The 2,305-nt window shown below is 72.4% G+C and carries 2 protein-coding genes; both read left to right on the forward strand.

Annotated features, from left to right (window positions below; translation table 11 throughout):
- Positions 1 to 940 (forward strand): phosphopantetheine-binding protein (locus ACIRHA_RS43125; protein ID WP_403857723.1); only part of this gene is annotated, 940 nt, incomplete at its 5' end.
- A 69-nt stretch (positions 941 to 1,009) separates the two neighbouring features.
- On the forward strand, positions 1,010 to 2,305 hold a 1,296-nt coding region (locus tag ACIRHA_RS43130), incomplete at its 3' end, for a type I polyketide synthase (RefSeq protein WP_403857726.1).

The following is a 2,305-nucleotide window of genomic DNA, read 5'->3' on the forward strand; positions in this document are numbered from 1 at the left end:
CACCACCCTCCACGGCGAGGGCGTGACCACCTACCTCGAGCTCGGGCCCGACGCGGTCCTGACCCCCATGACCCGCGACACCCTCCCCCCACAGGGAAGTGTGGCCACCCTCGCTGCCCTGCGGCGCGGCCGGTCCGAGCCGCGTACCGCCACGACCGCCGCCGCCGAGGCGTGGACGCGTGGTGTTGCCGTCGACTGGGCGGCACTGACGGGAGCAGCCAACACCGGCCGGGTGCTCGACCTGCCGACCTACCCCTTCCAGCGCAAACGCTTCTGGCTGGAAGCCCCTGCCGGGGCGGTGGCCCGGCCCAGCTCGCCCGAGGCGCGCTTCTGGGAGGCCGTGGAGGCGGAGGACCTCGGCGCACTGGCGGCCGCGCTGGGCGTCGACACCGCCGAGGTGTTCGGCGGGGCCCTCTCACTCCTCGCCTCGTGGCGGCGGGCGGCGCTGTCCGCCGACCAGGTGGACAGCGGGACAACCGGTGAGGCGGTGGGCACGGCCGACGCGCCGACGTTCACCGAGGTGCTGGCCGGCCTGCCGGACGGTGAGCAGGAGACGCTGCTGCTCGACCTGGTCAGGGACGAGATCGTCGTCCTGCAGGGATACAGGGGCCGGGACGAGGTCGACGGCGAGCGTTCGCTGAAGGACATGGGCTTCGACTCGATGGCCGCGGTGGGTCTGCGGAACCGGCTCGCCGAGGTCGTCGGGTTCGCCCTGCCCGTGACGCTGGTCTTCGACCATCCCACCCCGGCTGCCATCGCCGCGTATGTGCGAGGACGTCTTGACCGCACCGCACAGGCGGGTCACCCCGGCGTGGAGCCGCACGAGGCCGGTGGGACCGGCGGCGTCGAAACCTCGGCCGAGGCGCTCGCAGAACTCGACGACGCGTCCGACGACGACCTGTTCGCCTTGCTCGACCGCGAGCTGGACCCCAGCGCGTGAGCCCGCAGCCCACCCCGAGACCCCACAGCGAGGAAGAGCATGTCTGACGAAACGAAGCTCAGGGACTATCTGAAGCGGGCCACAGTCGAACTCCAGTCCACCCGCCGCGAATTGAAGGCCCTTCAGGATCGGGCCGCCGAGCCGATCGCCATCGTCGGGATGAGCTGCCGCTTCCCGGGCGGCGTCCGCTCCCCGGAGGACCTTTGGGACCTGGTGGCTCAGGGCCGGGACGCGATCTCCGGCTTCCCGGCGAACCGCGGCTGGGATCTGAAGGGCCTGTACAGCGCGGATCCGGACAACCCGGGGACCGCATACGCCCGCGAGGGCGGGTTCCTCTACGACGCGGGCGAGTTCGACGCGGAGTTCTTCGGGGTGTCGCCGCGCGAGGCACTGGCGATGGACCCGCAGCAGCGGCTGCTCCTGGAGGCATCCTGGGAGGCGCTGGAGCGGGCCGGTATCGATCCGGCGGCCCTGAAGGGGTCACGGACCGGTGTGTACGCGGGCTGCGTCAGCGACGACTACCAGCTCCTGCTGACCCGGCCGCCGGAGGAGATCGAGGCGTACCGGCTGACCGGTACCGCGAGCAGCGTGATTTCCGGCCGGGTCGCGTACACCTTCGGTCTCGAAGGGCCGGCGGTCACCGTGGACACCGCCTGCTCCTCCTCGCTCACCGCCCTGCACCTGGCGTCCCAGGCGCTGCGCCAGGACGAGTGCTCGCTCGCCCTGGTCGGCGCCGTGACGGTGATGGTCACCCCCTCCGGATTCGTGGACTTCAGCCGGCAGCGGGGTCTGGCGCCCGACGGCCGCTGCAAGGCGTTCGCGGAGAGCGCTGACGGGACGGGCTTTGCCGAGGGCGTCGGAGTCCTCGTGGTGGAGCGGCTGTCCGACGCCCTGAGCAACGGCCACCGGGTGCTCGCGGTCGTCCGCGGCTCCGCGATCAACCAGGACGGTGCGAGCAACGGCCTGACCGCTCCCAACGGTCCCGCGCAGCAGCGGGTGATCACCCAGGCGCTGGACGCCGCGGGTCTCACCCCTGCCGAGGTGGACGCCGTGGAGGCGCACGGCACCGGCACCCGGCTCGGTGATCCGATCGAGGCGCAGGCGCTGCTGGCCACGTACGGGCAGAACCGGTCCGAGGGCCGGCCGCTCTGGCTCGGCTCGGCCAAGTCGAACATCGGCCACACGCTGGCGGCGGCAGGGCTCGCCGGTGTCATCAAGATGGTGCAGGCGATGCGGCAGGGTGTGCTGCCGCGCACGTTGCATGTGGATGAGCCGTCGTCGTTCGTGGACTGGTCGGCGGGTGCGGTGGAGCTGTTGACCGAGCAGCGGCCGTGGCCGGAGACGGGCCGGCCGCGCCGGGCCGGT

The organism is Streptomyces sp. NPDC102360 (genome assembly GCF_044766085.1).
Lineage (GTDB): Bacteria > Actinomycetota > Actinomycetes > Streptomycetales > Streptomycetaceae > Streptomyces.